Origin of the sequence: Variovorax paradoxus B4, from assembly GCF_000463015.1 — a bacterium.
In the GTDB taxonomy this organism is placed as follows: Bacteria; Pseudomonadota; Gammaproteobacteria; order Burkholderiales; family Burkholderiaceae_C; genus Variovorax; species Variovorax paradoxus_E.
On the sequence record NC_022247.1, the window covers coordinates 3,008,038 to 3,033,429 of the forward strand.

Annotated in this window: 25 protein-coding genes and 1 tRNA gene; 13 read left to right on the forward strand and 13 right to left on the reverse strand. The window is 66.7% G+C overall.

Annotated features, from left to right (window positions below; translation table 11 throughout):
- Positions 1-14: 14 nt before the first annotated feature.
- From dapC to VAPA_RS14015, 8 genes are all read left to right on the forward strand, one after another.
- Entirely contained in the window at positions 15-1,235 is a 1,221-nt protein-coding gene (gene dapC / locus VAPA_RS13980) for a succinyldiaminopimelate transaminase (RefSeq protein WP_021007430.1), read from the forward strand.
- A gap of 43 nt (positions 1,236-1,278) precedes the next feature.
- Entirely contained in the window at positions 1,279-2,103 is an 825-nt protein-coding gene (gene dapD / locus VAPA_RS13985; protein WP_021007431.1) for a 2,3,4,5-tetrahydropyridine-2,6-dicarboxylate N-succinyltransferase, read from the forward strand.
- A gap of 53 nt (positions 2,104-2,156) precedes the next feature.
- On the forward strand, positions 2,157-3,305 hold the full coding sequence (locus VAPA_RS13990; protein WP_021007432.1) for a PilT/PilU family type 4a pilus ATPase: 1,149 nt from the start codon (positions 2,157-2,159) through the stop codon (positions 3,303-3,305).
- Between the two features lie 28 nt (positions 3,306-3,333).
- On the forward strand, positions 3,334-4,509 hold the full coding sequence (dapE, locus tag VAPA_RS13995) for a succinyl-diaminopimelate desuccinylase (RefSeq protein ID WP_021007433.1): 1,176 nt from the start codon (positions 3,334-3,336) through the stop codon (positions 4,507-4,509).
- On the forward strand, positions 4,506-5,387 hold the full coding sequence (gene prmB / locus VAPA_RS14000; protein WP_021007434.1) for a 50S ribosomal protein L3 N(5)-glutamine methyltransferase: 882 nt from the start codon (positions 4,506-4,508) through the stop codon (positions 5,385-5,387). Before dapE ends, prmB begins: the two co-directional genes overlap by 4 nt.
- A 139-nt stretch (positions 5,388-5,526) precedes the next feature.
- Positions 5,527-7,539 carry a ribosomal protection-like ABC-F family protein gene (abc-f, locus tag VAPA_RS14005; protein ID WP_021007435.1) on the forward strand — a complete coding sequence of 671 codons (2,013 nt, stop codon included), beginning with the start codon at positions 5,527-5,529 and terminating at the stop codon, positions 7,537-7,539.
- Between the two features lie 26 nt (positions 7,540-7,565).
- A complete protein-coding gene (locus tag VAPA_RS14010) occupies positions 7,566-8,069 on the forward strand; it encodes a hypothetical protein (RefSeq protein ID WP_021007436.1) in 504 nt (167 codons plus the stop codon).
- A 408-nt stretch (positions 8,070-8,477) separates the two neighbouring features.
- Positions 8,478-9,194 (forward strand): helix-turn-helix domain-containing protein, encoded by a 717-nt coding sequence (locus tag VAPA_RS14015; RefSeq protein WP_021007437.1) that lies wholly within the window; start codon positions 8,478-8,480, stop codon positions 9,192-9,194.
- A gap of 229 nt (positions 9,195-9,423) precedes the next feature.
- On the opposite strand, the gene VAPA_RS14020 is transcribed toward VAPA_RS14015, so the two are convergent.
- The 5 genes from VAPA_RS14020 to tolB all read right to left on the reverse strand — a co-directional run bounded on the left by VAPA_RS14020 (position 9,424) and on the right by tolB (position 13,031).
- Positions 9,424-9,499: transfer RNA gene (locus tag VAPA_RS14020), tRNA-Lys, on the reverse strand.
- A gap of 60 nt (positions 9,500-9,559) precedes the next feature.
- Complete coding sequence (locus VAPA_RS14025) at positions 9,560-10,402, reverse strand: tRNA threonylcarbamoyladenosine dehydratase (RefSeq protein ID WP_021007438.1); 843 nt, start codon at positions 10,400-10,402, stop codon at positions 9,560-9,562.
- 19 nt (positions 10,403-10,421) lie between these two features.
- On the reverse strand, positions 10,422-11,171 hold the full coding sequence (ybgF, locus tag VAPA_RS14030) for a tol-pal system protein YbgF (protein WP_021007439.1): 750 nt from the start codon (positions 11,169-11,171) through the stop codon (positions 10,422-10,424).
- Positions 11,171-11,689: a peptidoglycan-associated lipoprotein Pal gene (gene pal, locus VAPA_RS14035; protein WP_021007440.1), complete on the reverse strand. Its 519-nt coding sequence runs from the start codon at positions 11,687-11,689 to the stop codon at positions 11,171-11,173. Before pal ends, ybgF begins: the two co-directional genes overlap by 1 nt.
- Before the next feature lie 25 nt (positions 11,690-11,714).
- The gene (gene tolB / locus VAPA_RS14040; RefSeq protein ID WP_021007441.1) at positions 11,715-13,031 is read right to left on the reverse strand and encodes a Tol-Pal system beta propeller repeat protein TolB; all 1,317 of its coding nucleotides are present in this window, start codon (positions 13,029-13,031) and stop codon (positions 11,715-11,717) included.
- 161 nt (positions 13,032-13,192) lie between these two features.
- Between tolB and msbA the strand changes: the two genes are divergently transcribed.
- Positions 13,193-14,977, forward strand: a complete 1,785-nt coding sequence (msbA, locus tag VAPA_RS14045) for a lipid A export permease/ATP-binding protein MsbA (RefSeq protein ID WP_021007442.1) — start codon at positions 13,193-13,195, stop codon at positions 14,975-14,977.
- A gap of 7 nt (positions 14,978-14,984) precedes the next feature.
- On the opposite strand, the gene rng is transcribed toward msbA, so the two are convergent.
- The 8 genes from rng to VAPA_RS14085 are packed head-to-tail and all read right to left on the reverse strand — an operon-like array spanning position 14,985 to position 21,855.
- On the reverse strand, positions 14,985-16,511 hold the full coding sequence (rng, locus tag VAPA_RS14050) for a ribonuclease G (protein WP_021007443.1): 1,527 nt from the start codon (positions 16,509-16,511) through the stop codon (positions 14,985-14,987).
- Positions 16,512-16,518: 7 nt separating this feature from the next.
- Positions 16,519-17,124, reverse strand: a complete 606-nt coding sequence (locus VAPA_RS14055) for a Maf family protein (RefSeq protein WP_021007444.1) — start codon at positions 17,122-17,124, stop codon at positions 16,519-16,521.
- Complete coding sequence (rlmH, locus tag VAPA_RS14060) at positions 17,121-17,588, reverse strand: 23S rRNA (pseudouridine(1915)-N(3))-methyltransferase RlmH (protein WP_012747795.1); 468 nt, start codon at positions 17,586-17,588, stop codon at positions 17,121-17,123. The genes VAPA_RS14055 and rlmH overlap by 4 nt, the downstream gene beginning before the upstream one ends.
- Positions 17,585-18,250, reverse strand: a complete 666-nt coding sequence (rsfS, locus tag VAPA_RS14065) for a ribosome silencing factor (protein WP_021007445.1) — start codon at positions 18,248-18,250, stop codon at positions 17,585-17,587. Before rsfS ends, rlmH begins: the two co-directional genes overlap by 4 nt.
- Complete coding sequence (gene nadD, locus VAPA_RS14070; RefSeq protein ID WP_021007446.1) at positions 18,250-18,879, reverse strand: nicotinate (nicotinamide) nucleotide adenylyltransferase; 630 nt, start codon at positions 18,877-18,879, stop codon at positions 18,250-18,252. Before nadD ends, rsfS begins: the two co-directional genes overlap by 1 nt.
- Positions 18,876-19,793: an oxygen-dependent coproporphyrinogen oxidase gene (gene hemF / locus VAPA_RS14075; RefSeq protein WP_021007447.1), complete on the reverse strand. Its 918-nt coding sequence runs from the start codon at positions 19,791-19,793 to the stop codon at positions 18,876-18,878. Before hemF ends, nadD begins: the two co-directional genes overlap by 4 nt.
- Positions 19,793-21,091 (reverse strand): phosphoribosylamine--glycine ligase, encoded by a 1,299-nt coding sequence (purD, locus tag VAPA_RS14080; RefSeq protein ID WP_021007448.1) that lies wholly within the window; start codon positions 21,089-21,091, stop codon positions 19,793-19,795. Before purD ends, hemF begins: the two co-directional genes overlap by 1 nt.
- 38 nt (positions 21,092-21,129) lie before the next feature.
- Positions 21,130-21,855, reverse strand: a complete 726-nt coding sequence (locus VAPA_RS14085; RefSeq protein WP_021007449.1) for a YebC/PmpR family DNA-binding transcriptional regulator — start codon at positions 21,853-21,855, stop codon at positions 21,130-21,132.
- A gap of 117 nt (positions 21,856-21,972) precedes the next feature.
- Here VAPA_RS14085 and VAPA_RS14090 point away from each other — a divergent pair, with 117 nt between their 5' ends.
- The 4 genes from VAPA_RS14090 to VAPA_RS14105 are packed head-to-tail and all read left to right on the forward strand — an operon-like array spanning position 21,973 to position 25,372.
- Positions 21,973-22,761, forward strand: coding sequence for a class I SAM-dependent methyltransferase (locus tag VAPA_RS14090; protein WP_021007450.1), 789 nt, complete (start codon positions 21,973-21,975; stop codon positions 22,759-22,761).
- Positions 22,762-22,763: 2 nt separating this feature from the next.
- Complete coding sequence (locus tag VAPA_RS14095) at positions 22,764-23,795, forward strand: chorismate transformation enzyme, FkbO/Hyg5 family (protein ID WP_021007451.1); 1,032 nt, start codon at positions 22,764-22,766, stop codon at positions 23,793-23,795.
- 30 nt (positions 23,796-23,825) lie between these two features.
- Positions 23,826-24,629, forward strand: a complete 804-nt coding sequence (locus VAPA_RS14100; protein WP_021007452.1) for a lysophospholipid acyltransferase family protein — start codon at positions 23,826-23,828, stop codon at positions 24,627-24,629.
- A complete protein-coding gene (locus VAPA_RS14105) occupies positions 24,596-25,372 on the forward strand; it encodes a glycosyltransferase family 2 protein (protein WP_021007453.1) in 777 nt (258 codons plus the stop codon). Before VAPA_RS14100 ends, VAPA_RS14105 begins: the two co-directional genes overlap by 34 nt.
- The last annotated feature ends 20 nt before the right edge of the window (positions 25,373-25,392 follow it).

Here is a 25,392-nt window from a genome sequence, read left to right on the forward strand (position 1 = left end):
CGATAATCCCGGGCATGAATCCCCTGCTTTCCCGGTTGCAACCCTATCCCTTCGAACGGCTGAAGCAACTGTTCGCGGGCGTCACGCCCAACCCCGAGTTCCCGGCCATCAGCCTGGGCATCGGCGAGCCCAAGCACGCCACGCCAGGCTTCATCAAGGACGCCCTGAGCGCCAACCTCGGCGCGCTGGCCGCCTACCCCGCGACCGCCGGGGACCTGAGCCTGCGCACCGCCTTCACTGACTGGCTGAAAACCCGCTACAGCCTCGCCCTCGACCCGGCCACGCAGGTGCTGCCTGTCAATGGTTCGCGGGAAGCCCTGTTCTCGCTGGCGCAGACCGTGGTCGACCCCACCGCCTCGCCGCAGCCGGTGGTGATGTCGCCCAATCCGTTCTATCAGATCTACGAGGGCGCGGCCCTGCTCTCGGGCGCCATGCCGTACTACGTGGCCAGCGTGCCCGCGCGCAATTTCGCGGTAGCCTGGGACAGCGTGCCCGAGGCCGTCTGGGCCCGCACGCAGTTGGTGTTCGTCTGCTCGCCGGGAAACCCGACGGGTGCGGTGATGTCGCTGGACGAATGGAAAAGGCTCTTCGATCTGTCGGACCGCCACGGCTTCGTGATTGCCGCCGACGAGTGCTACAGCGAAATCTATTTCCGCGACGAGCCTCCGCTCAGCGGACTCGAAGCCTCGGTGAAGCTCGGGCGGCCCGACTTCCGGAACCTGATTGCGCTGACCTCGCTGTCCAAGCGCAGCAACGTGCCCGGCCTGCGCAGCGGCTTCGTGGCAGGCGACGCGGCCATCATCAAGAAGTTCCTGCTCTATCGCACCTATCACGGCAGCGCCATGAGCGGCGCCGTGGCCGCGGCCAGCATCGCGGCCTGGGGCGACGAGTCCCATGTGGTGGACAACCGCGCCCAGTACCGTGCCAAGTTCGCGGCCGTCACGCCGCTGCTCGAACCCGTGCTCGACGTGCGCTTGCCCGACGCCAGCTTCTATCTCTGGGCCGGCATTCCCGAAGTGTGGGCTGGCGACGACGAAGCCTTCGCCCGCGCGCTCTACGCTCAATACAATGTAACGGTTCTGCCGGGGAGCTATCTGGCGCGCGACACGGCTCACAGCGCCAACCCCGGCCGGGGCCGCATCCGCATGGCCCTGGTGGCCGAAACGGCCGAATGCGTGGAAGCCGCCGAGCGCATCGTCCGCTTCGTGCAATCCAGCCCTCAAGGCCGGGGCTGAACGCTGCTTTCCTGGCTCCCATTTTTTACCCGAGACTTTCTCCATGACCCAGCAACTGCAACAAATCATCGACGCCGCGTGGGAAGACCGCGCCAACATCTCGCCCTCCGCCGCTTCCGCCGAAGTGCGCGATGCCGTCGAGCACGTGATTTCCGAGCTCAACAACGGCAAGCTGCGCGTGGCCACGCGCGAAAGTGTCGGCCAGTGGACCGTGCACCAGTGGATCAAGAAGGCCGTGCTGCTGTCGTTCCGCCTGAAGGACAACGAGCAGATGCAGGCCGGCTCGCTCGGCTTCTACGACAAGGTGCCCACCAAGTTCTCGCACCTGTCGGCCGGAGAACTGAAGGAATCGGGCGTTCGCATCGTGCCGCCGGCCGTGGCCCGCCGCGGCAGCTATATCGCCAAGGGTGCCATCCTGATGCCTTCGTACGTGAACATCGGCGCCTACGTGGGCGAAGGCACCATGGTCGACACCTGGGCCACCGTGGGTTCGTGCGCGCAGATCGGTGCCAACGTGCACCTGTCGGGCGGCGTCGGCATCGGCGGCGTGCTCGAGCCGCTGCAGGCCGGCCCCACCATCATCGAAGACAACTGCTTCATCGGCGCGCGCTCCGAAGTGGTCGAGGGCGTGGTGATCGAAGAAAACTCGGTGCTGTCGATGGGCGTGTTCATCGGCCAGAGCACGCCGATCTATGACCGCACCACCGATACGATCATCTATGGCCGCGTGCCCGCAGGCTCGGTCGTCGTCGCCGGCAGCCTGCCCAAGCCCGGCGGCAAGTACAACACGTACGCAGCCATCATCATGAAGAAGGTCGACGCCAAGACGCGTTCGACCACGTCGCTGAACGACCTGCTGCGCGACTGATTGGCCCTGCTTCCTTCCCCTTAGAAAACAACAGCACCCGAGGAGAGAGACCGATGAACATGATGGAGCGAATCCTTCGTCTGATGGCCGAGCGCAAGGCCTCCGACATCTACCTCTCGGCGCACTCCCCGGTGCTGATCCGCATCAACGGCACCTGCGTGCCGATCAATGCCCAGGTGCTGCCGGCCGCCGCGCCGCTCGCGCTGCTGGCCGAAGTGGTGCCCGAAGCCCGCATCCAGGAACTGGAGAACAAGGGCGAACTCAACATGGCCGTGATGCTCGAGGGCGCCGGCAACTACCGCATCAGCGCCATGCGCCAGCGCGGCAGCTATGCGGTGGTGGTGCGGCACATCGCCTCGACCATTCCCAGCTTCGCCGACCTGAACCTGCCCGACATCCTCAAGACGCTGATCATGGAGAAGCGCGGCCTGATCCTGATGGTGGGCGCAACCGGCGCGGGCAAGACCACCACCCTGGCCTCGATGCTCGACTACCGCAACGAGCACGCCACGGGCCACATCCTCACGGTGGAAGAACCCATCGAGTTCACCTACACCAACAAGAAGTCGCTGGTGAACCAGCGCGACGTAGGCAGCGACACCGAATCGCTGCAGGTCGCGCTCAAGAACGCGCTGCGCCAGGCGCCCGACGTGATCCAGATCGGCGAAATCCGCGACCGCGACACCATGACCGCGGCCATCGCCTATGCGCAGTCGGGCCACCTGTGCGTGGCCACGCTGCATGCCAACAACAGCTACCGCGCGCTCAACCGCATCCTGAGCTTCTTCCCGGTCGAGGTGCGCCCCACGCTGCTGGGCGACCTGGGCTCGGCCCTGCGCGCCATCGTGTCGCAGCGGCTGCTGCGCACGCCGTCGGGCGGCCGCGTGCCGGCGCTCGAGGTCATGCTCAACACGGCCCTGGTGGCCGAGTTGATCGAAAAGGGCGATTTCTCCGCCGTCAAGGAAGCCATGGAGCAGTCGATGGCCGAAGGCTCCCAGACCTTCGAGGAAGACATTGCCCGCCTCATCACCGAAGAGCGCGTGACGCGCGAGGAAGGCCTGGCCCAGGCCGACTCGCCCACCAACCTGATGTGGCGCCTGCAGAACCGCGCCGCCCCCAAGCAGAAGACCGAAGACCGCAGTCTGATGGACCAGGTCGACGAACCTACCTTTACCGACATCACGCTCGACGTGAAGTTCTGAACACAGCCCTCCCCCGGCTTTTCCCCCGATGTCCCGAACGCTCCAGCTCGCCGAACAACTCATCTCGCGCCCCTCGGTCACCCCCGACGATGCGGGCTGCCAACAGATCCTCGGCGAACGGCTGGCGCAACTGGGCTTCACACTCGAGACCATCGAGAGCGGGCCGGCCGACTTCCGCGTGATCAACCTGTGGGCGGTACGCCGCCCGGCCAGTGCCACGGCAACGAAGACGCTGGTGTTCGCCGGCCACACCGACGTGGTGCCCACGGGACCGGTCGAACAGTGGACCAGCCACCCGTTCACGCCAACGCACCGCAACGGCAAGCTGTACGGCCGCGGCGCGTGCGACATGAAGACATCGATCGCGGCCTTCGTTGTCTCCATCGAGGAATTCCTGAAGGCCACGCCCGATCCGCAACTCACGCTCGCGCTGCTGCTCACCAGCGACGAAGAAGGCCCGGGCGTCGATGGCACGGTCATCGTCTGCAACGCGCTGGCCGCGCGCGGCGAGACCATCGACTATTGCATCGTCGGCGAGCCCACTGCCGTCCAGCGCTGCGGCGACATGATCAAGAACGGCCGCCGCGGCACCATGAGCGGCAAGCTCACCGTCAATGGCGTGCAGGGCCACATCGCCTACCCGCACCTCGCGAAGAACCCGGTGCACGCCGTGGCGCCCGCACTGGCGGAGCTGGTGGCCATCAACGCCGCGGGCGGCTGGGATGCAGGCAATGCGTACTTCCAGCCCACCAGCTGGCAGATCAGCAACTTCCATTCGGGCACTGGCGCGAGCAACGTGATTCCGGGCAGCGCGGTCATCGACTTCAACTTCCGCTTCTCGACCGAATCGACGCCCGAGTCGCTGCAAAAGCGCGTGCATGCGGTGCTCGACGCGCATGGTGTCGACTACTCGCTGGGCTGGACCATCGGCGGCCTGCCCTTTCTCACGACGCCGGGCGAACTCGTTACCGCCGTGCAAGCCGCAATCGCCGACGAAACCGGCATTGCCACCGAGCTGTCGACCAGCGGCGGCACCAGCGACGCGCGCTTCATCGCCAAGATCTGCAAGCAGGTGGTCGAGCTCGGGCCGGTCAACGCCAGCATCCACAAGATCGACGAACACATCGACGTGGCCGAGATCGAGACGCTGAAGAACATCTACAAGCGCACGCTGGAGCGCCTCGAAGCGTCGCTTGCTGAATGAACACAGTCATCGAGCTGATCGAAGCCGGCGCCAAGCGACTGGAAGAAGCCGGGGTTGCCTTCGGCCACGGCACGGCCAACGCCTTCGACGAGGCCGCCTGGCTGGTGCTGTGGCGCCTGAAGCTGCCGCTGGATGACATCGATGCCGTCGCCGACACGGCCGTCTCGCCGGCCGACGCCGGCAAGGTTGCCGCGCTGCTCGATGAGCGCATCGCCACGCGCAAGCCCGCCGCCTATCTCACCAAGGAGGCGTGGCTGCAGGGCGTGCCCTTCTATGTGGACGAGCGCACCATCGTGCCGCGCAGCTTCATCGCGGAGCTGATCGCCGACGGCAGCATCGACTACTGGCTGGGCGAACACACGCAGCGTGTGCTCGACCTGTGCACGGGCAACGGCAGCCTGGCAGTGCTCGCGGCCATGACCTATCCGGACATCACGGTCGATGCCGCCGACCTGTCAACCGAGGCGCTCGAGGTGGCCGCCATCAACATCACCCGGCACCAGCTCGATGCGCGCATCAGGCTGGTCGAATCCGACGGCCTCGCCAACCTGCCCGGCCCGTATGACCTGGTGCTGTGCAACCCGCCCTACGTGAACAGCGCGAGCATGGCCGCCCTGCCCGCCGAATACCGCGCCGAGCCCGAACTGGCGCTGGCCGGCGGTGCCGACGGCATGGACTTCGTTCGCCAGTTGTTCGCCGACGCGCCTTCCCGCATGAGCGAAGAGGCCGTGCTGGTGCTGGAAATCGGCAACGAGCGCGCGTACTTCGAGGCGGCCTTTCCGCAGCTCGAAGTCGTGTGGCTGGAAACCTCCGCAGGCGAGGACCAGGTCCTGCTCGTGACCCGAACCGCGCTGCTGGCCAGTGCCGGCGTGCGTTAGCTGCGCTCGCCCCCTCCCCGCGCCACTTTCTCGCAGCCACGGCTGCAGCCCTCCTTTCACCGGGTGGTGTCCCCATTTGCCCCTTCGCGCCAGGCCGCCACGGGCCGGGCGGGATAATCGCCCCTACGGTTCCTATTTCATGATTACTCTCAAAAACGTCATTCTTCGCCGCAGCGCCAAGGTCCTGCTCGACGGCGCCACCGTCACCATCAACCCCGGTGAAAAGGTCGGCCTCGTGGGGCGCAACGGCGCCGGCAAGTCGACCCTGTTCGCGCTCTTCAACGGCTCGCTGCACGAAGACGGCGGCGACTTCTACGTGCCCAAGCAATGGCGCATGGCACAGGTCGCGCAGGACATGCCCGAAACCGAGGAGTCGGCCACCGACTTCGTGGTGGGCGGCGATACCCGCCTGGCCGAGCTGCGCACCACGCTGGCAACCATCGAGGCCGCCTACGAAGCCAATCCCGACGACGCCGACATCGGCATGGAACTGGCCCACGCCTACACCGACCTGGCCGACGCCGGCGAGCACGATGCCGTGCCGCGCGCGCAGGCCCTGATCCTGGGTCTGGGTTTCAAGTCGCACGAGCTCGACGGCCCCGTCAACAGCTTCTCGGGCGGCTGGCGCATGCGCCTGCAGCTGGCCCGCGCGCTGATGTGCCCGAGCGACCTGCTGCTGCTCGACGAACCCACCAACCACCTGGATCTGGACGCGCTGGTGTGGCTCGAAGCCTGGCTGCAGAAGTACGCCGGGACCATGATCGTCATCAGCCACGACCGCGAGTTTCTCGACGCCGTAACCGACGTCACCCTGCACATCGCCAACGCCCAGCTCACGCGCTACGGCGGCAACTACAGCAAGTTCGAGGAAATGCGCGCCCTGCAGATGGAGCAGCAGCAGGTGGCCTTCTCCAAGCAGCAGGACAAGATCGCCCACCTCCAGAAGTTCATCGACCGCTTCAAGGCCAAGGCCAGCAAGGCCAAGCAGGCGCAAAGCCGCGTGAAGGCACTGGAGCGCATGGAGAAGGTCGCGCCGCTGCTGGCCGAGGCCGACTTCACCTTCGAATTCAAGGAGCCCGGCAACATCCCCAACCCGATGCTCTCGATCAGCAACGCCAGCTTCGGTTACGAGATCGAAGGCGAAGAGCCCAAGACCATCCTGCGCGGCGTCAGCCGCTCGGTGCTGGCGGGCCAGCGCATCGGCATCCTGGGCGCCAACGGCCAGGGCAAGTCGACGCTGGTGAAGACCATCGCGCGCGAAATGGGCGCACTGGCCGGCCAGGTCACCGAGGGCAAGGGCCTCAACATCGGCTACTTCGCACAGCAGGAACTCGACGTGCTGCGCCCGCAGGACAACCCGCTCGAGCACATGGTGCGCATGGCACGCGAGCTGGGCAGCGCCGTCAAGGAAAGCACCGGCGAACAGGCCTTGCGCGGCTTCCTCGGCAGCTTCAACTTCAGCGGCGACATGGTGAAGCAGCCCGTCGGCACGATGAGCGGCGGCGAGAAGGCGCGCCTGGTGCTTGCGATGATGGTGTGGCAGCGACCCAACCTGCTGCTGCTGGACGAGCCCACCAACCACCTGGACCTCGCCACGCGCGAGGCCCTGGCCGTGGCCCTCAACGAATTCGAAGGCACGCTGATGCTGGTGAGCCACGACCGCGCGCTGCTGCGCTCGGTGTGCGACGAGTTCTGGCTCGTGGGCCGCGGCGTGGTCACCGATTTCGATGGCGACCTCGACGACTACCAGCGCTACCTGCTCGACGAAGCCAAGCGGCTGCGCGAAGAAGCCAAGGTGGCCGTGCGCGAAGCCGCCAATACGGCCGTCCCCGTGGCCGCCGCGCCAGCGCCTGCCGCCAACGAACCTGCGGCCGCAAACAAGAACCCGCAGCAGCGCAAGCAGGACGCCCAGGACCGCCAGCAACGCAGCGACCAGGCCAAGCCGATCAAGCGCGAGATCGCGCAGATCGATGAACGACTGGCCGCGGCCAGCGCCGAACGCACCGCGCTCGAGGCGCGCCTGGCACAGCCCCTGCCGCCGGCCGAAATTGCCGAAGCGGGCAAGCGGCTGAAAGCCCTCAACGACGAAATCGGTCGGCTCGAAGAGCGCTGGCTGGCCCTGTCGGGCCAGCTCGAGACGCTGGCGGCCTGACCCACCCTGCATAGGAGACTGCCTGCATGCCGTCCGCCATCGAGCTGGCCCGGGGTGACGAAAAGCTGATCACTGCGATCCACCGCAGCCGCCGCCTGATCGGCCGCAAGGCCTTGATGGCCGCGGCCGCCAGCGCCGTTCCCTTGCCCGGTATCGACTGGGCGGCCGATGCGGCCCTGCTCTCGCGCCTGGTGCCGCAGATCAGCGCCGAGTTCGGCCTTTCGGTCACCCAGGTCGAAAAGCTTGCGCCGCATCAGCGCGAACGCATCCAGAAGGCTGCCACGACGGTTGGCGCGTTGCTGGTTGGCAGGCTCGTCACGCGCGAGCTGTTGATCAAGCTCGCGCGGCATGCCGGCGTGAAGCTCACAGCCAAGCAGGCCGCCAAGTACGTGCCGATTGCCGGGCAGATCGTTTCCGCCGCGCTCGGCTACGCCGCCTTGCGCGCCCTCGGCGAGCAGCACATCAAGGATTGCGTGCGCGTGAGCGCGACGCTCTCTCTACCGCCTCCCGGACCGCACGCCCCCGCCTGAACGCGCAGTCGTCGAACAGCGCGGTCCCGATCCACGCCGCGGCAACCAGGCCCGCAATCGCCAAGCCCGCCAGGCCGTCGTCCTGCGAGCAAAGTCCATGGAAAAGAGCCGCGACGGCCAGCAGCGCCAACAGCGCGCGGTCGAGCCACAGGCCCTGCGGCAGCGGCCTTTGCACGGATCAGCCCAATAGGCGAATTCGGTCGAAGCGGCATCACGCCGCGCGCGCGTCCGGGCGCCGTCCTGCCGACTCGGGACGGCGCCCAATGACGGCTTCGCCCTTCGAATTGCTTGTGCGTCGGCCTCACGGCCTTCGGCGCCAGCACCAATTGCGTGGTTTCATGGCAAATACTCCCTTTCAACTATTCTGGAGTCCAAAGTGAATATTCGCCTGCGCTTAAATCGGCGCCCATGGAGACTATTGCAGCGCGCGCATTGGCAGCGCGCAAATACGCCAGGATGACTCAGAAGCAAGCCGAGGCGGCTTCAGGCGTCAAGCAATCCAACATCTCGAAGATAGAACGCGGCGACACCGGCCGATCGATGGCCCTGCTCGCACTGGCACGCGCCTACCGCGTCGATCCCAACTGGCTCGACACCGGCGACGGCCCCGCGCCCTGGGACGTGCCCCAGCCGCGCACGGCGCGCGACAACGCCAACGAAGCTCCGGGCACCTACAGGGTCACGCGCACGCCGCCGTCGGGCCCGTCCTTCCGTCCCGGCACGCCCGGCACCGTTCCCCTCATCGCATGGGCGCAAGTTGCTTCGTGGAATGGCGCCGCGCAAGGAACGATCCAGGCCGAGCGGTGGCTTCCCTGCGTTGCGCATCACAGCCCCGGCAATACCTACGCGCTGCGCGTGCGTGGCGACAGCATGACCGCGCCGAGCGGCCACCTGAAGAGCTATCCCGCGGAGTCGATCATCTTCGTCGACACGCAGCGAACAACGCCCGAGGACGGCGAACGCATCATTGCCAGGCTCGATGCGGGCAACGAGGTCACCTTCAAGGTCTTCAAGCAGGAAGACGGCCGCCGCTGGCTGCTGCCGCTGAATCCAAAACACGAACCGATCCGGACAGCATTCACGGTGCTCGGCACCATCGTGGGGAAATGGGAAGACGAGGACTGAGACTGAGCGTCGTCCATCAGGCGCGAGTGCGATCGCGAGTGCTTCAGGTCAGGTTGCGTGCAGGTTCAGGGAACATAGTGAAGGCTCTCCTGTGGCCTGCAATCCTCTGATCCTCCCTCCTCCAGCAGGCCATCTTCCAGCCCGCCCTTGCGCGGGCTGTTTTTTTGCTGGCATCACAAAGCCACGGCAATAAAAAAGCCGCTCGGTGGAGCGGCTTCTTGGATGGGTCTGGTAGGACGTACTGGATTCGAACCAGTGACCAACGGATTAAAAGTCCGCTGCTCTACCAACTGAGCTAACGTCCCGGAACCATTTTTTCTTTTTCGATTTTTCTTTGCCGACTTTGAATCCGGCAAAGCCAAAGATTATAGCGTGGCGTTGCTCGCAATCTCGTCGAGAACCCAACCTGCTGCACATTGGCCGAAAGTCGCCGTCACGCTCACCACCGAACCGTAGCCATGGCAGTTGAGTGAACCATCGCCTTCGATGGCGCAGGAGGCATCGGGCGGTGCGACGCTCTCGCGGCTGAAGACACAGGCCACGCCGATCTTGCGGCCCTCGCGCGAGGCGCCATGCTCCTTGCGAAGGCGCTGGCGAAGCTGGGCCAGCAGCGGGTCGTGCGTGACCAGCGAGAGATCGTCGATGTCGACCTTGTGCGCCTGCCGCTTGCCGCCGGCCGCGCCCACGGTGACGAAGGCAGTGCGCGACGCGCGGGCCCACGCAGCCATCGTGAGCTTGGCCTTGACCTGGTCGCACGCGTCGATGACGGCCGTTGCAGGCCCGTTGGCAGCCTGCGCCGCATCGAGCAATGCCGTCCAGTTGCCCGGCTCCACGAACTCGTCGAGCGCGAGCACCTTGCAGTCGGGGTTGATCTGCGCGATGCGATCGCGCATGGCCTCGACCTTGGCCTGCCCCACGGTCGCATCGAGCGCGTGGATCTGCCGGTTGATGTTCGACTCCGAGACGTGATCCAGATCGATCAGCGTCAGCCGCCCCACTCCGCTGCGCGCCAGCGCCTCGACCGCCCACGATCCCACGCCGCCGATGCCGGCGACGAGTACGTGGGCGTTGCGGATGCGCGCGGCACCGGCAACGCCGTACAGGCGTTCGAGGCCGCCGAAGCGGCGCGCAAAGTCGGGCGCCGCAGTGTCGGTGACGACATTCGCGGCGGCGGTCGATGCTTCAGGAAGGGCTGTTGCTGAACTCAAGCGGAGGACTCCGCCGTTGCTAGCGCAGGCGCGAGAGACGCTCGCGGCCCGCCTGGGCGGCTTCGGACTGCGGATAGGCCTTGGTCAGGTCTTCCAGCGTGCGGCGCGCGGCGCGCGTGTCTTTCAGCTCGATCTGGCAGTTGGCGATCGACAGCACAGCCTCGGGAGCCTTGGCGTGGTCGGGCGCAAGCGACAGCATGGAGCGGAAGTTCGCGATGGCCTCGTTGTAGTTGCGCGTTGCGTACTGCGCATTGCCGAGCCAGAACAACGCAGATGCGTTGTAGCCGCTTTGCGGGTAGCGTTTGACAAATTCGGCGAACGCGGTTTGCGCCTGCGCGAACTGGCCCGCACGGAAGATGCCAAGCGCGGCGTCGAAGTCGGCCTTTTCCTTGGGATCGGCGGTGAACTCGCGGCCATCCACCGAAACCTTCGTCGGCTCGTTCTGCTTGAGCCGGTCGTCGATGGTGGTCTGGCGCGACTGCATCTCGCTCACCGTGCGCTGCAGCTGCTCGTTCTGGCCGGTCATGCGCGCGAGATCGCCCCGCATCTGCTCGATCTGGTTCTGCAGGTCGAGCAGGCTGCGGCGCAGCTGGCCGTTTTCGTCGGAAAGCCGCTGATCGGTCTGCTGGCGCATGGCCTCCACCCGCTGCCGCAGGTCGAGGATGGCGCGGCGCGCCTCGTCATCCTCGAACAACGCAGCTTGCGAGCCGACCGAAACGCAAAGCAAGGCGGCGGCCAGCGCCGCGCCTCGCAACAGGGCGCGTTGCATCACCGGGTGTAGCGGATTTCAGCGCGGCGGTTCTGCGCCCAGGCTTCCTCGCCCGAGCCCTGGGCCGCAGGCTTTTCCTTGCCGAAGCTCACGGCTTCGATCTGGGCGTCGTTCACGCCCAGCAGCGTCAGCGCACGGCGGACGGCTTCGGAACGCTTCTGGCCGAGTGCAAGGTTGTACTCGCGGCCACCGCGTTCGTCGGTGTGGCCTTCGATGGAGACGCGGCGCTGCGGGTTGGCCTTGAGGAAACGGGCGTGGCCGTCGATCAGGGACTGGAACTCGGGCTTGACCGTGTAGCTGTCGTAGTCGAAATAGACGATCCGTTCGATACCGACCGGACCTTGCGCGGTACCGGCATTGGGATCGATGGTGACGGGCGCAACTGCGCTCGCGCTGCCCTGCTGGCCGCCGGCGGTGCCGGAGCGGTCGGTCACCGGGGTGTCGTTGAGCTTGGTGCCCGACGAGCAACCGGCAATCAGAGCCACGATAGCCAGCGAATAAATCGTACGTTTCAACATTGGGTACTCCTCAAATAAACCTTGATCATTGCTTTTGAAACGGACCCCAGTCCGGTTCTCTTATGTCTCCGCCCTGTCCCGCCAGCCGTGCCTTTATTTTTCCGTCCAGCGTGGTCGTCATGAGTGCTTCGCGGCCTTGCAGGTGCGTTGCGTAGACGATCAGCTTGCTGTTGGGGGCAAAACTTGGGCTCTCGTCTGCCGAAGTGTCGGTGATGGCCGAGACATTGCCGGTGGCCAACTCCATCACATGGAGTTTGAAGGCACCACCCACGCGAGAGATGTAGGCCAACCACCGGCCATCGCCGCTGACAGAAGGAGAAATGTTGTAGGTGCCGCTGAAGGTGACACGGGTCGGCGCGCCGCCGCTGGCGCCCATCTTGTAGATCTGCGGGGCACCGCCGCGGTCGCTCACGAAGTAGATCGTACTGCCGTCTGCCGAGTAGACGGGCTCGGTGTCGATGCTGGCGCTCTGGGTGAGCCGGCGCGGCTCGCCGCCGCTCGCCGGGATCGTGTAGAGCTGGGAGCCGCCGTCGCGGCTGAGCGTGACGGCGAGCGAGCCACCATCGGGCGCCCATGCCGGCGCGCTGTTGGAGCCGCGGAAGTTGGCGAGCAGGCGGCGCTGCCCGCTGGCCACGTTGTGCACGTACACCACGGGCTTGCGCGACTCGAACGACACGTACGCCAGCTGCTGGCCATTGGACGACCAGACCGGCGAGATGATGGGCTCCGGGCTTGCGAGCGCGGCCTGCGCGTTCTCGCCGTCAGCATCGGCCACCCACAGCGAATAGCGGCTGCCGCCCTTGGTCACGTAGGCAATGCGGGTCGAGAAGATGCCCTTGTCGCCGGTCAGTTTTTCATAGACGTAGTCGGCAATGCGGTGCGACGCGAGCCGCAGGTCGCCTTGCGGAACGGTGTAGCTCTGGCCGCCGAGGTCCTGTCCGCGCACCACGTCCCACAAGCGGAAGCGCACGTCGAAGCGGCCGTCGGCCAGGCGCGTGACGCTGCCCACCACGAGCGAATCCGCCGTGCGCTGGCGCCACAGAGCGAGGTCGGGACGCGACGCTTCGTCGAGCGCCTGCCCGGAAGCATCGACGCCGCGGAACTGTCCGCTGCGCTCCAGGTCGGCCTGCACGATCTCGGAGATCTTCTGCGGCGAGGCGTCCTGCCCCTTGAACGGAACCAGCGCGATGGGCAGCTGCGTCAGCCCGACGCCCGAAACCTCGACCCGGAACTGGGCGAGCGCGGGCAGCACGGGAGTGGCAGCAAGAGCCGCAATCAAGGTGCGGCGTGCAAAAAGCAATGAAGAAGGAGTTGGAATGGAAACTGGCAACGGCTTGTTCATGCGGTTCGGAGATGTTTCGGGGCAAAAAGTTCTACCCAGTGCGACGGGCCACATGTTACACACTGGTTCGGTCGTGCCGTCACAAAACGTGTATTGGGCGATGCGGTCCTACATGGCAGCCCTCCGAAGGCCCTTCGGTGGGCCCCGTAGAATCCGCCGCCATGCAAGCATCCCCCGGCAGTGAGACCGCACGCCCTCCCCTGACACGCCGGCTGGCGCGACTCATGACCTGGTTCGGCGGCTCGCGCCACTGGTGGGCCGTCGGGCTCATCGGCGCCCTGCTGGCGGCCATCACAGAGCCCCTGATGGCGGCCCTGCTGAAGCCGCTGCTCGACCGCGGCTTCAACCGCGGACAACTGGCGCTGTGGATCGTGCCGGCCGCCGTGCTGCTGCTGTTCGCGGTGCGCGGCATTGCCCAGTTCATTTCCCAATATGCGCTCTCGCGCATCGCCAACGAAGGCATGCAGCGTCTGCGACGTGTGCTGTTCGAGCGCCTGCTGGCGGCCGAGCTGGCCCTGTTCTCGCGCCAGTCGGCTAGCGCGCTCTCGAACACCGTGGTGTACGAGGTGCAGACCGGCTCCATGCTGCTGGTGCAGGCCCTGCTCGGGCTTTCGCGCGACGGCTTCACGCTGATTGCGCTGCTCGCCTACCTGGTCTACCTGAACTGGAAGCTCACGCTCATCGTCGCATTTCTGGTGCCGAGCATCTCGTGGATCATGAAGGTGTTCTCCAAGCGCCTGTACCGCCTGACGCAGCAGGGCCAGCAAGCCACCGACGAACTGGCCTACGTGGTGGAAGAAAACGTGCTCGCGCACCGCATGGTGCGGTTGCATGGGGCCGAAGCGGCGCAGGGCGAGCGCTTCGAGCAACTGAGCCGGCGCCTGAACCGGCTGGCCGTGAAATCGACCATTGCGCAGGCAGCCACCACGCCGCTCACGCAGATGATGGCCGCGCTCGCGTTGTCGGTCGTGGTGATGATCGCGCTCTGGCAGAGCGGCGAACAGGGCCTGACCGTGGGCGGGTTCGTCGCCTACATCACGGCCATGCTGATGCTGATCGCGCCGATCCGCCGGCTGGCAGACATGGCCGCGCCCATCACGCGCGGACTGGCAGCGCTCGAACGCGGACTGGTGCTGATCGACGACGTGGCACCGGAGCCGCAGGGCAGTTTCGCCATCGAACATGCGCAAGGCCGCATCGAGCTGCGCGGCGTCAAGGTCAGCTACCGCGGCGATGACGAAGCCCGCGCCCTCGACGGCGTGAACCTGACGATCGAGCCGGGCCAGGTGGTGGCCTTCGTCGGCCCTTCGGGCTCCGGCAAGACCACGCTGGTCAACCTGCTGCCACGCTTCGTGCTGCCGAGCGGCGGCCAGGTGCTGCTCGACGGGCACGACACCAGCGAATGGGAGCTCAAGAGCCTGCGCGCGCAGTTCGCGATGGTGAGCCAGGACGTGGTGATGCTCAACGACACGCTGGCCGCCAACGTGGCGCTGGGCGCCGGAATCGATCGCGAACGGGTCCAGCAATGCATCGCAGCCGCGAACCTGTCCTCGCACGTCGAGAGCCTGCCGCAGGGCATCGACACGGTGCTCGGCCACAACGCCACGCAACTTTCCGGCGGCCAGCGCCAGCGCCTGGCCATTGCGCGCGCGCTCTACAAGAACGCGCCCATCCTGCTGCTCGACGAGGCCACCTCGGCCCTCGACACCGAATCGGAGCGGCTGGTGCAGGACGCCCTGCAGCGCCTGATGCAGAACCGCACCACGCTGATCGTCGCGCACCGGTTGTCGACCATCCAGCATGCCGACCGCATCATCGTGATGGAGCAAGGCCGAATCGCCGAGCAAGGCAGCCACGAGCAGCTGATGGCGCTGGACGGGCTCTATGCCCGGCTGCAGACGCTGGCGGTGCGCAGCGCGACGCCAGGCCAGGACCCGACGCTCTGACGAGCCTTCAGAGCAGCACGATGTCGTACTGGCCCTGCCCGATGGCGGGCTCGGACTGCAAGGAAATCGGCTTGCCGATGAAGTCGCTCAGCCCCGCCAGATGCTGGCTTTCCTCGTCGAGGAACAGCTCGATCACCTGGGGCGACGACACGATGCGGAACTCGCGCGGCGTGAACTGCCGCGCCTCGCGCAATATCTCGCGCATGGCGTCGTAGGCCACGCTGCGCGCCGTCTTCACGATACCCTGCCCGCCGCAGGCCGCGCAGGGCTCGCACAGCATGTGGGCCAGCGATTCGCGCGTGCGCTTGCGTGTCATCTCGACCAGGCCGAGCTGCGAGAAGCCGCCCGCCGTGGTCTTGACGCGGTCGCGCGCGAGCTGCTTGCGGAACTCGGCCAGCACCTGCTCGCGGTGGTCGTCGCGGCCCATGTCGATGAAGTCGACGATGATGATGCCGCCCAGGTTGCGCAGCCGCAGCTGGCGCGCAATGGCCTGCGCGGCTTCCAGGTTGGTCTTGAAGATGGTGTCGTCGAAATTGCGCGCGCCCACGAAACCGCCGGTGTTCACGTCCACCGTGGTGAGCGCCTCGGTCTGGTCGACCACGAGATAGCCGCCCGACTTGAGTTCGACGCGCCGGCCCAGCGCCTTGGCGATTTCCTCGTCGACCGAATACAGGTCGAAGATCGGCCGCTCGCCCTTGTAGTGCTGCAGCTTGCCGGCCGCCTGCGGCATGTATTCGAGCCCGAACTTGAGCAGCACCTCGAACTGCTCGCGCGAATCGATGCGGATGGTCTGCGTGTCTTCGCTGGTCATGTCGCGCAGCACGCGCTGCAGCAGGCTCAGGTCCTGGTGCAGCAGCGACATCGGCGGCATCCTGCTCGACGCCTCGCGAATGCGCGACCAGGTCTTGCGCAGATAGGCGATGTCCTCGGCCAGCTCGGCGTCGGACGAATCCTCGCCATTGGTCCGCAGGATGAAGCCGCCCGTGTTGGCAGGCACCACGCCGCCGCTGTCGGCCGCCGCGGCGGCCTCGATCAGCGCGAGCATGCGCGCACGCAAGGACTCGCGCTGGTCCGAAGGGATCTTCTGCGAAACGCCGATGTGGTTGTCCTGCGGCAGGAACACCAGCAGGCGGCCGGCAATGCTGATCTGTGTCGACAGCCGCGCACCCTTGGTGCCGATCGGGTCCTTGATCACCTGCACCAGCAGCGACTGGCCTTCGAACACCTGCTTCTCGATGGGCACCATCGGCCCGCCGTTGCGGTGGTCGCGCTCGGGGGCCGGCGCACTGGGCCGGGAGCCTGGCGTGAACGGCGCCACGATGTCGGCCACATGCAGGAAGGCCGTGCGCTCGAGGCCGACGTCGATGAAGGCCGACTGCATGCCCGGCAGCACGCGCGAAACCTTGCCAAGATAGATGTTGCCGACCAGTCCGCGCTCCAGCGTGCGTTCGACGTGCAGCTCTTGCACCGCGCCGTGCTCGACCAGCGCCACACGGGTCTCCTGCGGGGACCAGTTGATCAGGATGTCTTGCATGGAATTCTCAGGTATTGAAACCGGCGCTGCGAAGAAGCTGCGCGGTCTCGAACATCGGGAGTCCCATGATGCCCGAATAGGACCCGCTGATGTGTTCGATGTACGCAGCCGCCGCGCCTTGGATCGCATAGGCGCCGGCCTTGCCGAGCGGCTCGCCGCTGGCGGCATAGCGCGCCATCTGCTTTCTGGTCATGGTTGCGAAACGCACGCGCGACACGCTGAGCGCCGCATGGCGGCGGCGGCCATGCTGCAGCGCCACGGCCGTCAGCACGCGATGCGTGGTGCCGGACAGGAGCGCGAGCATGCGCTCGGCATCGCGGACGTCCTCGGGCTTGCCGAGGATGGTGCGGCCGAGGGCCACCGTGGTGTCGGCGCAGAGCACCGGCGCATCGGCGAGTCCGAGGCGCTTGCGCCGCGCGACTGCCGCATCGAGCTTCAGGTCCGTCACGCGCTGCACGTAGGCCGTCGGCGACTCGTGGGGCAGCACCGCTTCGAGCGATTCGGCATCTTCATCGGCACCGGCCAGCAGCAGTTCGTGGCGAATGCCGAACTGGCCGAGCAGTTGGGCACGCCGTGGGCTCTGCGATGCAAGGTAGATGAAGTCGGCGGTCATTCCCGGTGGTACGGATGGCCCGCGTTGACCGACCATGCCCGGTACAGCTGTTCCACAAGGAGCACGCGCGCCATCGCATGGGGCAGGGTCAGGTCGGACAGGCGGATGCGTTCATGGGCCGCGGCCTTGAAGGCGGGGTCGAGACCATCGGGGCCGCCGATCACAAGGGCCACGTCGTCGCCCTCGCCTTGCCAGGCCTGCAGGCGCGCGGCCAGCGCCTTGGTGGTGAGCGCGGTGCCCCGCTCGTCGAGTACGACGATGCGCATGCCCTTGGCAATGGCACCCTCGATGCGTTCGCGTTCGGCCGCGTAGAGCGTCTCGAGCGACTTGGAGCCGCGGGGTTCGGTCTTGACGGCGCGCAGCTCAAGCTTGAGCTCGGGCGGGAAGCGCTTGGCGTAGTCGTCCCAGGCAGTCTGCGCCCAGTCGGGCATGCGCTGCCCGACGGCGACCACCAGCAGTTTCATGCGCGGCGGGCAGGCGCCTTCTTGGCAGGCGCCTTCTTTGCCGCAGGCTTCTTCGCGGCGGGCTTGCCGACGACCTTGACCGGCACGCGCGCGGTCGTGGTCTTTCTGGCCGGCGCCTTCTTGGCGGCGGTTTTCTTTGCCGGGCTCCGGCTGGCCTTCTCGGCCTTGGCTTCCTGCTCGGCCGCGCGGATGGCGGTCTTGGCCGCGCTTGCACGGCGCAGGTTGGGCATCTTGGCCGCAACCGGCTTCTTCTCTTCGATCACCTTGGCGGCGGTTGCAAGAGCTGGCTTGGTACCGCCGAGCTTGGCGCGCACCGGCTTGTCGCCCCAGATCTCCTCGAGGTGGTAGTACTGGCGGATGGCGGGCTGCATGATGTGCGCGACGGCTGCGCCGCAGTCCACGATGATCCACTCGCCGTTGTCCTCGCCCTCGATGCGCGGCTTGCCGAAACCGGCCTCGCGCACAGCATCGCGCACGCTGGCGGCCAGCGCCTTGGTCTGCCGGTTGGAGGTGCCCGAGGCCACGATCACGCGTTCGAACAGCGGTGAGAGATGCTCGGTGTCGAAAACCTGGATGTCCTGCGCCTTGACGTCTTCGAGGCCATCGATGATGGCTCGCTGGAGTTTCTGGGTGTCTTTCTTGGCGGCGGCTTCAGTGGTCATCAGGCAGGGCGGTAAAGGTGGTGTTGGTCAATATAGCGTGCAACGGCCGGCGGAACCAGCGAGGAAATGTTCTCGCCAAGCGCCGCGCGCCGCCGTATGTCGGTGGCGCTGGTATCCATGGCCGGCAATTCGAGCGCCTCGAAACGCGCGCCAACCGGGAGGCCGGGCAGCATCTTCGGATCAAAACGAGCAGTGTCGCCCGTCGATAATGCGCGATACGCTACAGAAACAATAGCAATGCCGAGTATAGCCTGCCAGCCGTGCCATGTCGGCAACGCGCTGGCCTGGTCGGCGCCCATGATCAGGACGAGCTGCGCTCCGGGCTGCTCCTGCTGCAATTCATGCAGGGTGTCGAGCGTGTAGGTGGGGCCGTCTCGCAGCACTTCGCGGCCGTCGATGACGACAGTGCCTTTCAATCCACCAAAAGCCAGGCGCGTCATCGCCAAGCGATCTTCCTTCGGCGTCAGCGCGCGGCTCTTGTGCCAGGCCTGCCCCGTGGGAATGACGTGCAGCTCGGCCAGGTCGAGTTGCGCCAGTGCTGCCTCGGCCAGCGCGACGTGGGCGTTGTGCGGCGGATCGAAAGCGCCCCCGAAGACACCGATGCGCGGGGCCTTGCCGATGGGGTTCACAACCAGTCGCGCCGCACGATGAAGTCGCTGTACAGCGTGGCCTCTGGGCTGCCCGGCTCCGGCTGCTGGCGGTAAGCCCAGCTTGCCAGCGGCGGCATCGACAGCAGGATCGATTCGGTGCGCCCGCCCGACTGCAGGCCGAAATGGGTGCCACGGTCCCACACGAGGTTGAACTCCACATAGCGCCCGCGCCGGTAGAGCTGGAAATTGCGCTCGCGCTCGCCGTAATGCATGTCGCGGCGTCGCTCGACCAGCGGCAGGTAGGCCGGCAGGAAGGCATTGCCCACCGAGCGCAGCATTGCAAAGCCGTTCTCGAATCCGCCCTCGGCGAAGTCGTCGAAGAAGATGCCGCCGATGCCGCGCTGCTCGTTGCGGTGCTTGAGAAAGAAATACTCGTCGCACCAGGTCTTGAAGCGCGGGTATTTGTCGTCGCCGAAAGCGGACAGTGCGTCGCGGCACACGGTGTGAAAGTGAACCGCATCCCCCTCGAAGCCATAGCAAGGCGTGAGGTCCATGCCGCCGCCGAACCAGCACACCGGATCCTTGCCCTCGGGCAGCGCAGCCAGCATGCGCACGTTCATGTGGACGATCGGCACATAGGGATTGCGCGGATGGAACACCAGTGAAACGCCCATGGCCTCGAAAGGCGCACCGGCGAGCTCGGGCCTGTTTTGCGTGGCCGAAGGCGGCAGCCTGGGCCCGCGCACCTGCGAGAACCCGCAGCCTGCGCGTTCGAACAACGCCCCTCCCTCCAGGATGCAGGTGAGTCCGCTGCCCTGCAGCGCCTCTCCGGGCTCCTTTTGCCAGGCGTCGCGCACGCAGGCCCCGCCATCGGCCGCCTCGACGGCCGCGACGATGTCCTGCTGCAGCTCGCGCAGGTAGTCGCCGACCGCTGCCGGGTTGGTCTGTTGCATCAGGCGTGCGGGTTGTTGCGCGCGTGGACCGCGCGGTGTCCGATGTCCTTGCGGTATTGCGCACCGTCGAAGCTGATGCGCGCGGCGACTTCGTAGGCCCGCTGCTGCGCGAGCTTCACGCTGTCGGCGAGCACGGTCACGCACAGCACGCGGCCGCCGCTGGTCTTGAGCTCGCCGCCCTGCTGGGTGGTGCTGGCATGGAACACCACGGCATCGGGCGCTTCGGCCGGAATGCCGGTGATGCGGTCGCCCTTGCGCGGCGAGAGCGGATAGCCGTGCGCCGCCATCACCACGCCAAGCGCCACGCGCCGATCCCACTGCAGTTCGACCTGGTCGAGCGTGCCGTCGGTGGCGTGCCAGAACACTTCGAACAGGTCGGACTTGAGCCGCATCATGATCGGCTGCGTTTCGGGGTCGCCCATGCGGCAGTTGAACTCGAGCGTCTTGGGGTGCCCCGACGCGTCGATCATGAGGCCGGCGTACAGGAAGCCGGTGTACGGGATGCCATCCTTTTCCATGCCGCGGATGGTCGGCAGGATGATTTCGCGCATGGCACGCGCATGCACCTCGGCCGTGACCACGGGCGCGGGCGAGTAGGCACCCATGCCGCCGGTGTTGGGGCCTTCGTCGTTGTCGAGCAGGCGTTTGTGGTCCTGGCTGGTGGCCAGCGCGGTCACGTTCTTGCCGTCGCACAGCACGATGAAGCTGGCTTCCTCGCCCTGCAGGAATTCCTCGATGACCACGCGCGCGCCGCCGTCGTTGTGCGACACACCGAATTTGTTGTCGACCAGCATGAAGTCGACGGCCTCGTGCGCTTCCTGCGCGGTCATGGCCACCACCACGCCCTTGCCGGCGGCCAGGCCATCGGCCTTGACGACGATCGGCGCGCCCTTGGCGTCGATGTAGGCGTGGGCCGCGGCCGCATCGGTGAAGGCCTCGTACTCGGCCGTGGGTATCTTGTGGCGCTTCATGAAGGCCTTGGAGAAGGCCTTGGAGCTCTCGAGCTGCGCGGCGGCCTGCGTGGGGCCGAAGATGCGCAGGCCGTGCGCGCGGAATTCGTCCACCACGCCCGCCGCCAGCGGCGCCTCGGGCCCGACGACGGTGAGCGCGATCTTTTCCTTGGCAGCCCACTCGCGCAGCGCGGCGGGCTCGGTGATGTCGATGCAGTCGTAGCGCTCGTCGCTCACGGTGCCGCCGTTGCCCGGCGCCACGTACACGCGGCTGACCCGGCTGGCCTGCGCCAGCCGCCACGCCAGTGCGTGTTCCCGGCCCCCTCCTCCAATTACCAGTACCTTCATTCGTGGGCCTTCTTCATTCGCTGTGGATCAATAGTCATTCATTCGGAAAGCGCGGCGTTGTGATAGACCTCCTGGACATCGTCCAGGTCTTCGAGCACATCGAGGAGCTTCTGCATCCTGGCCGCGTCTTCGCCGGCCAGTTCGATCGTGTTTTCGGCCCGCATGGTGACCTCGCCCACCTCGGGCTTGAGGCCGGCGGCTTCGAGCGCATTCTTGACGGCTTCGAAATCGCCGACGGCGGTGATCACCTCGATGGCGCCGTCGTCGTCGGTGACCACGTCTTCGGCGCCGGCTTCGAGCGCGGCTTCCATCACCTTGTCCTCATCGGTGCCGGGGGCAAAGATGATCTGGCCGCAGTGCTTGAACTGGAAGGCCACCGAGCCTTCGGTGCCCATGTTGCCGCCATGCTTGGAGAAAGCGTGGCGCACTTCGGCCACGGTGCGCACGCGGTTGTCGGTCATGGTGTCGACGATGATCGCCGCGCCGCCGATGCCGTACCCTTCGTAACGAATTTCTTCGTAATTGACGCCTTCGAGGTTGCCGGTGGCCTTGTCGATGTTTCGCTTGACTGTGTCGATCGGCAGGTTGACCGCCTTGGCCTTCTCGACCGCCAGCCGCAGACGGGGGTTGGCGCTGAGGTCACCCCCGCCGGCACGGGCAGCCACAGTGATTTCACGAATGGCGCGGGTCCAGAGCTTGCCGCGCTTCTCGTCCTGGCGGCCCTTCCGGTGCTGAATATTTGCCCATTTGCTGTGTCCGGCCATGGCTTTCTATCTCGCTGTCTTGTGTTTTCAAAGCAAGCTCCGAGTTTACTGTCCGGCGCGCACAACGGCCGGCGCGGCAGCGCCGAAGCGGCAAGGTCTTTTGGTGATAATCCTTCGATGACGCCATCGCCTTCAGTCGGGCCCGGGAATCCGACCATCCTGCCGCCGCACACTCCATTGCCGCTGTATTACAAGAACGAGGCAGAGCACCAGGCATTCCTGAGGCGCATCTTCGACAGCACCGCCGCCGACTACGACCGCATCGAAAGCGTGCTCGCCTTCGGCACCGGTCCGTCGTACCGCCGTGCCGCCCTGTCGCAGGCCGGGCTCGCGCCGGGCGCGCAGGTGCTCGACGTCGGCATCGGCACCGGGCTGGTCGCCCGCGAGGCGCTCAGGATCATCGGCCCCAAGGGCCGGCTGATCGGCGTCGATCCCAGCGTGGGAATGATGGAGCAGGTCGACCTGCCGGGCGTCGAGCTGGTCCAGGGGGTGGCGGAATCGCTGCCCCGGCCGGATGCCTGCTGCGATTTCGTGAGCATGGGATACGCCATGCGCCACATCAGCGACGTGGCGGCCGCGTTCGGCGAGTTCCACCGCGTGCTGCGCCCCGGCGGACGCCTGGTGGTGCTCGAAATCACCAAACCGAACGGCCGCATCGCCACGGCCCTGCTCAAGGCCTACATGCGCGCCGTGGTGCCGCTGATCGCGCGGGTGGTCGGCCGCCGCAGCAACACCTCGGAGTTGTGGCGCTATTACTGGGACACCATCGAGGCCTGCATTCCGCCCGAGCGCGTGCTGGAAGCATTGCGCGCCGCGGGCTTCACCGACGTGCACCGCCACGCGAGCCTCGGCGTGTTCTCCGAGTACATGGCGCGCAAGCCAGCAAACACCGTCGAGGCCGGCTGACCGTGCGAGTCCAGGGCGAAACCTCCTCCTCTTTGCGCGTCGAGCGCCTTTCGCTGCCCGACAGCCTTGCGCTGGCCGCCAACGGCCGTGCGCCTTTTGCGGCGCTCGGCTACGGCACGCCGCACGAACTGGCATGGATGCCGACCGTCAATGCGCGCGTTCTTTCGGCGCAAGGCGCCATGGCCGACGTGTGGCACGTGAGCGGCGGGCAGGTTGCATCGAGCACCACCGGCATCGCCCGCTGGCGCAGCGACGGCCAGTGGCTGCTTGGCGCCATCGATCTCGACGAGTCGGTCGAAAAGCAGGACCTTGCCCAGCTTGCGCACCGCGCCTACCGCGACCTGTTCAAGACCCTCGACCAGGCCGGCACGCCCCACCTGCTGCGCATCTGGAACTACCTGCCCCAGATCAACGCCGACGGCGGTGGACTGGAGCGCTACCGCCAGTTCAACCTCGGGCGCCAGGAAGCCTTCTTCGAGGCCGGCCGCGCCGCCTTCGAGGGCGCGCCCGCGGCATGTGCGCTGGGCATCCACCAAGGTGCGCTGTCGATCCGCTTCCTGGCCGGCCAGACCGCGCCCATGCCGGTCGAAAACCCGCGCCAGGTGTCGGCTTACCGCTACCCCGAAACCTACGGCCCGCGCTCGCCCACCTTCTCGCGCGCCGCGCTGGCCGACATCGGCAATGGCGACGTGGCGCTTTTCATATCGGGCACCGCGAGCATCGTGGGCCACGAAACCGTGCACCAGGGCGACGTGCTGGAGCAAACGCGCGAAACGCTGCGCAATCTCGAGGCCGTGATCGCAGCCGCCAACAACCAGGCCACGGCCAGGTTCGCGCTTGCCATGCTCGATTGCGTGGTCTACGTGCGGCATCCGGCCGATACCGACAAGGTGCGCGGCGTGCTCGAGAGCGCGCTCGGCGCCGACGCGCCGATGATCCGCCACGCGGTCTACCTGGAGGCGGACATCTGCCGCAGCGACCTGCTGGTCGAGATCGAAGCCCACGCCGTCGCCCCGGGTCGCCTGCGGGCCTGACCCGGCGCGATCGATCGGACCGGCGACCCCATGTCGATGACCCGCGTGCTGCGCATTCTCAGGGCCATTCCGCTTGCGTTGATGCTCTACGCGCTGCTGCTGTTCCTGGGGCTGATTTCGCTGGCCTGGAACCTGGTTGCGATGCTGCTCTACCCGGTGATGCCCGAGGCACCCGCGCGCACGCTGGGCCGCCTGACCATCGCCTTCGCCTACCGCATGTTCTGGGGCCTGGCCTCCGTGACCGGGATGATGCGCATCGACGCCGGATGCCTCGACCCGATGCGCAACGAGCCGGGCGTGATCTTCGTGGCCAATCACCCGACCATGCTCGACGCCCTGCTGCTGGTGGCGCGGCTGCCGCGCAGCGCCTGCATCATGAAGGCCGACCTGCTGCGCAACATCTTCCTGGGCGCAGGAGCGCGGCTGGCACGCTACATCAGCAACGAGTCGGCCCGCACCATGGTGCGCCTGGCGGTGGCCGACCTGCGCAACGGCGGCCAGCTGGTGATCTTTCCGGAAGGCACGCGCACCGTGACGCCGCCGCTCAACCCTTTCGGCCCCGGCGTGACACTGATCGCCAAGCTCGCGCAAGCGCCGATCCAGACCGTGTTCATCGAGACCGACTCGCCCTATCTCAGCAAGGGCTGGCCGCTGTGGCGCGTGCCGCCGCTGCCCATCGTCTTCAGGCTCCGGCTGGGCGAACGGTTTGCGCCCATGCAGGACAGCCACGTGCTGCAATCGGAGCTGGAACAATACTTTCGCCAACACATGGAACAGCGCGCAACCGACGCGTCCCCCGAATGCCAGACGCCTCGCGCACGCACCTTGTCCTGATCCCCAGTTACAACACGGGCGAACGCCTGTTCTCCACGGTCGAAGCGGCGCGTGCGCAGTGGAACCCGGTGTGGGTGGTGGTGGACGGCAGCACCGACGGCACGGGCGAGCGCCTGCAGCAGATGGCCGCCGGCGACCCGGGCCTGCGGGTCTGGCTGCTGCCGCACAACCAGGGCAAGGGCGCGGCCGTGCTGCACGGGCTGCGCGCGGCGCGCGAGGCCGGCTTCACGCACGCGCTGACCATGGATTCAGACGGCCAGCACCCCGCCGACCTGATTCCCGCCTTCATGAACGCATCGCAGGCGCGGCCGGAGACCATGGTGCTGGGCCGCCCGGTGTTCGATGCCTCCGCCCCGCTGCTGCGCGTGCGTGGACGGCGCGTGTCGAACGGCTGGACCCAGCTCGAGACCCTGTTTGCCGGTGTCGGCGATTCCCTCTACGGATTTCGCGTATACCCGGTGGCCGACCTGATCGCCGTGATGGCGCGGCAGCCATGGATGCGCCGCTTCGACTTCGACACCGAGGCCGTCGTGCGGCTGGCCTGGCGCGGCGTCAAGCCCGTGAACATCGATGCGCCCGTGAAGTACCTGACCGCCGAGGAAGGCGGGGTTTCGCACTTTCGCTATGGACGCGACAACGTGCTGCTGACGTGGATGCACGCGCGCCTGATGGTCGAATTCGTGTTGCGCCTGCCCAGGCTTCTTTGGCGCAAGGCCCGGCGCCTGCCACCCTTCCAGGCCTGACGAACGCGGAGCTTGACGAC